The 5407-nt window shown below is 56.5% G+C and carries 3 rRNA genes; all 3 read right to left on the bottom strand.

The window, feature by feature from the left end:
• Positions 1–16: 16 nt before the first annotated feature.
• The 3 genes from rrf to NS3_RS27980 all read right to left on the bottom strand — a co-directional run bounded on the left by rrf (position 17) and on the right by NS3_RS27980 (position 5226).
• Positions 17–133 (bottom strand): 5S ribosomal RNA (gene rrf, locus NS3_RS27990).
• 100 nt (positions 134–233) lie between these two features.
• Positions 234–3367: ribosomal RNA gene (locus tag NS3_RS27985) — 23S ribosomal RNA — on the bottom strand.
• A gap of 340 nt (positions 3368–3707) precedes the next feature.
• Positions 3708–5226, bottom strand: a 16S ribosomal RNA gene (locus NS3_RS27980).
• Together the 16S, 23S and 5S rRNA genes form the textbook arrangement of a ribosomal RNA operon.
• Positions 5227–5407 lie beyond the last annotated feature (181 nt).

Raw genomic sequence — 5407 nt, 5'->3', positions numbered from 1 at the left:
CTATCGTGAAAGGATGTTCCGGCGGTGTCCTACTCTCCCACACCCTGTCGAGTGCAGTACCATCGGCGCAGGTGGCCTTAGCTTCCGGGTTCGGAATGGGACCGGGCGTTTCCCCACCGCTATGACCGCCGTAACTCTATGAAACTATCCACCAGACAGCGCGCCCCGAACGGGGCTGCTGCAAGTGTCTGTGTGTTGTTTCAGATACCGCACAGTGGACGCGTAGCTTCTTCGTTGGTAAGTCCTCGGCCGATTAGTACCAGTCACCTCCACACGTTACCGTGCTTCCAGTTCTGGCCTATCAACCCCATGGTCTGTGGGGGGCCTTAACCCCTCGAAGGGGGTGAGAAACCTCATCTTGGAACAGGCTTCCCGCTTAGATGCTTTCAGCGGTTATCCCTTCCGAACGTAGCTAACCAGCAGTGCCCTTGGCAGGACAACTGGCACACCAGAGGTTCGTCCGTCCCGGTCCTCTCGTACTAGGGACAGCCTTCCTCAAGTTTCTGACGCGCGCGGCGGATAGAGACCGAACTGTCTCACGACGTTCTAAACCCAGCTCGCGTGCCGCTTTAATGGGCGAACAGCCCAACCCTTGGGACCTACTCCAGCCCCAGGATGCGACGAGCCGACATCGAGGTGCCAAACCATCCCGTCGATATGGACTCTTGGGGAAGATCAGCCTGTTATCCCCGGGGTACCTTTTATCCGTTGAGCGACACCGCTTCCACATGCCGGTGCCGGATCACTAGTCCCGACTTTCGTCCCTGCTCGACCTGTCAGTCTCACAGTCAAGCTCCCTTGTGCACTTGCACTCGACACCTGATTGCCAACCAGGCTGAGGGAACCTTTGGGCGCCTCCGTTACATTTTGGGAGGCAACCGCCCCAGTTAAACTACCCACCAGGCACTGTCCCTGAACCAGATCATGGTCCGAGGTTAGAAGTCCAATACGACCAGAGTGGTATTTCAACGACGACTCCACGAACACTGGCGTGCCCGCTTCACAGTCTCCCACCTATCCTACACAAACCGTACCGAACACCAATACCAAGCTATAGTGAAGGTCCCGGGGTCTTTTCGTCCTGCCGCGCGTAACGAGCATCTTTACTCGTAATGCAATTTCGCCGAGTCTGTGGTTGAGACAGCAGAGAAGTCGTTACGCCATTCGTGCAGGTCGGAACTTACCCGACAAGGAATTTCGCTACCTTAGGATGGTTATAGTTACCACCGCCGTTTACCGGGGCTTAAATTCTCAGCTTCGCGCCGAAGCGCTAACCGGTCCTCTTAACCTTCCGGCACCGGGCAGGCGTCAGTCCGTATACATCGTCTTACGACTTCGCACGGACCTGTGTTTTTAGTAAACAGTCGCTTCTCTCTGGTCTCTGCGACCACCGCCAGCTCGGGGAGCAAGTCCCGTCACCAACGCTGGTCCCCCTTCTCCCGAAGTTACGGGGGCATTTTGCCGAGTTCCTTAACCACAGTTCTCTCGATCGCCTCGGTATTCTCTACCTGACCACCTGTGTCGGTTTGGGGTACGGGCCGTGTATCAACTCACTAGAGGCTTTTCTCGGCAGCATAGGATCACTGAATTCGCCTCAATCGGCTACGCATCACCTCTCAGGCTGCATGCTGTGCGGATTTGCCTACACAACGCCCTACAGGCTTACACCAGTACTACCACTCACTGGCCCAGCTACCTTCCTGCGTCACCCCATCGCTTGACTACTACACCCAGGGTCGTGCGCAGCCACTTCCGGCCTCCCGAAGGAGGTCCATCCGCTTTTGGGCACTTAGCACAGATGATTCGCCATTGGGCGCGGATACACGGGTACGGGAATATCAACCCGTTGTCCATCGACTACGCCTGTCGGCCTCGCCTTAGGTCCCGACTCACCCTGGGCGGATTAACCTGGCCCAGGAACCCTTGGTCATTCGGCGGACGAGTTTCTCACTCGTCTTTCGCTACTCATGCCTGCATTCTCACTCCCATAGCCTCCACAACTAGTTCACACTGCTGCTTCCCTGGCTACAGGACGCTCCCCTACCCATCCACACCACTGCACACCAGACCGTAGTCCGATGCGGATGTATTGTGTGAATGCCGCGGCTTCGGCGGTGTACTTGAGCCCCGCTACATTGTCGGCGCAGGATCACTTGACCAGTGAGCTATTACGCACTCTTTCAAGGGTGGCTGCTTCTAAGCCAACCTCCTGGTTGTCTTCGCGACCCCACATCCTTTTCCACTTAGTACACGCTTAGGGGCCTTAGCCGGCGATCTGGGCTGTTTCCCTCTCGACTACGAAGCTTATCCCCCGCAGTCTCACTGCCACGCTCTCACACACCGGCATTCGGAGTTTGGCTGACTTCGGTAAGCTTGTGGGCCCCCTAGGCCATCCAGTAGCTCTACCTCCGGCGTGAAACACGTGACGCTGCACCTAAATGCATTTCGGGGAGAACCAGCTATCACGGAGTTTGATTGGCCTTTCACCCCTACCCACAGCTCATCCCCTCAGTTTTCAACCTAAGTGGGTTCGGGCCTCCACGACGTCTTACCGTCGCTTCACCCTGGCCATGGGTAGATCACTCCGCTTCGGGTCTAGAACATGCGACTCAAAACGCCCTATTCGGACTCGCTTTCGCTACGGCTACCCCACACGGGTTAACCTCGCCACATGCCACTAACTCGCAGGCTCATTCTTCAAAAGGCACGCCATCACCCCCAACAGCAAGCTGCTCGAAGGCTCTGACGGATTGTAAGCGCACGGTTTCAGGTACTATTTCACTCCCCTCCCGGGGTACTTTTCACCTTTCCCTCACGGTACTAGTCCGCTATCGGTCACCAGGGAGTATTCAGGCTTACCGGGTGGTCCCGGCAGATTCACAGCAGATTTCACGGGCCCGCTGCTACTCGGGTGTTGCTCACATGAGCCGCCATGTTTTCGCTTACCGGACTCTCACCGTCTACGGTTGGCCGTCCCAGACCAATTCAGCTAACACAACGGTTTCTGACTCATGCCCAGCTCGGCAGAACTGAGAAGAACAATCCCACAACCCCACACGTGCAACACCTGCCGGCTATCACACACGCATGGTTTAGCCTCATCCGCTTTCGCTCGCCACTACTCACGGAATCACTATTTGTTTTCTCTTCCTGTGGGTACTGAGATGTTTCACTTCCCCACGTTCCCTCCACACACCCTATATATTCAGATGCGGGTAACACGACATCACTCGTGCTGGGTTTCCCCATTCGGAAATCCTCGGATCTCAGCTCGGTTGACAGCTCCCCGAGGCTTATCGCAGCCTCCTACGTCCTTCATCGGCTCCTGGTGCCAAGGCATCCACCGTACGCTCTTAAACACTTACTAACAAAGATGCTCGCGTCCACTGTGCAGTTCTCAAACAACACACCCACCCGAATCCATTCCCAGCACCAGCACCCCACCCTCCCGAAAGAAAGCGAAGCCGGTATGACCGGAGACCCGAGCGGATCGTATTTTTTGCCTGGAAAGAACGTCTGTTCTTTCAGGACCCAACAGTGTGTCGATATATCCCCCACAACCACCAGCCATGAGCCGGCAGTCATACGCAGGAGAAGTTGTCAGCGTTCCACCCATGAGCTTCCGCAGTCCCACAGTCGGGGACATGAACGGTCTCTGCCACAACCACATCCACCTGTGTGAAGCGTCGTGGAGAAGTGCTCCTTAGAAAGGAGGTGATCCAGCCGCACCTTCCGGTACGGCTACCTTGTTACGACTTCGTCCCAATCGCCGATCCCACCTTCGACGGCTCCCTCCCACAAGGGGTTAGGCCACCGGCTTCGGGTGTTACCGACTTTCATGACGTGACGGGCGGTGTGTACAAGGCCCGGGAACGTATTCACCGCAGCGTTGCTGATCTGCGATTACTAGCGACTCCAACTTCACGGGGTCGAGTTGCAGACCCCGATCCGAACTGAGACCGGCTTTAAGGGATTCGCTCCACCTCACGGTATCGCAGCCCTCTGTACCGGCCATTGTAGCATGTGTGAAGCCCTGGACATAAGGGGCATGATGACTTGACGTCGTCCCCACCTTCCTCCGAGTTGACCCCGGCAGTCTCTCACGAGTCCCCGCCATTACGCGCTGGCAACATAAGATAAGGGTTGCGCTCGTTGCGGGACTTAACCCAACATCTCACGACACGAGCTGACGACAGCCATGCACCACCTGTACACCGACCACAAGGGGGCCTACATCTCTGCAGGTTTCCGGTGTATGTCAAACCCAGGTAAGGTTCTTCGCGTTGCATCGAATTAATCCACATGCTCCGCCGCTTGTGCGGGCCCCCGTCAATTCCTTTGAGTTTTAGCCTTGCGGCCGTACTCCCCAGGCGGGGCGCTTAATGCGTTAGCTACGGCACGGATCCCGTGGAAGGAAACCCACACCTAGCGCCCACCGTTTACGGCGTGGACTACCAGGGTATCTAATCCTGTTCGCTACCCACGCTTTCGCTTCTCAGCGTCAGTTACTGCCCAGAGACCCGCCTTCGCCACCGGTGTTCCTCCTGATATCTGCGCATTTCACCGCTACACCAGGAATTCCAGTCTCCCCTGCAGTACTCAAGTCTGCCCGTATCGCCCGCAAGCTTGGGGTTGAGCCCCAAGTTTTCACGGACGACGCGACAAACCGCCTACAAGCTCTTTACGCCCAGTAATTCCGGACAACGCTCGCACCCTACGTATTACCGCGGCTGCTGGCACGTAGTTGGCCGGTGCTTCTTCTACAGGTACCGTCACTTGCGCTTCGTCCCTGTCGAAAGAGGTTTACAACCCGAAGGCCGTCATCCCTCACGCGGCGTCGCTGCATCAGGCTTTCGCCCATTGTGCAATATTCCCCACTGCTGCCTCCCGTAGGAGTCTGGGCCGTGTCTCAGTCCCAGTGTGGCCGGTCGCCCTCTCAGGCCGGCTACCCGTCGTCGCCTTGGTAGGCCATTACCCCACCAACAAGCTGATAGGCCGCGGGCCCATCCTGTACCGATAAATCTTTCCACCCACCGACATGCATCGGAAGGTCATATCCGGTATTAGACCCAGTTTCCCAGGCTTATCCCGAAGTACAGGGTAGATCACCCACGTGTTACTCACCCGTTCGCCGCTCGTGTACCCCGAAGGGCCTTACCGCTCGACTTGCATGTGTTAAGCACGCCGCCAGCGTTCGTCCTGAGCCAGGATCAAACTCTCCGTTGAAGACTCACAATCACACCCGAAAGTGCAATCAGATCTAAACTAGAGTCCGAAAACCTAGCAAAACAATCGCCAGCCGGAAAAATAGCTGACTAAATGTCCGACCCCTCACGGGGGGAGGAGCCGGAACCAATAAATAATTGGCACTGACATTCATCGACACACTATTGAGTTCTCAAAGAAC

The organism is Nocardia shimofusensis NBRC 100134 (assembly GCF_001613125.1).
Lineage (GTDB): Bacteria > Actinomycetota > Actinomycetes > Mycobacteriales > Mycobacteriaceae > Nocardia > Nocardia shimofusensis.
This window is presented reverse-complemented; position numbering and strand designations above follow the sequence as displayed.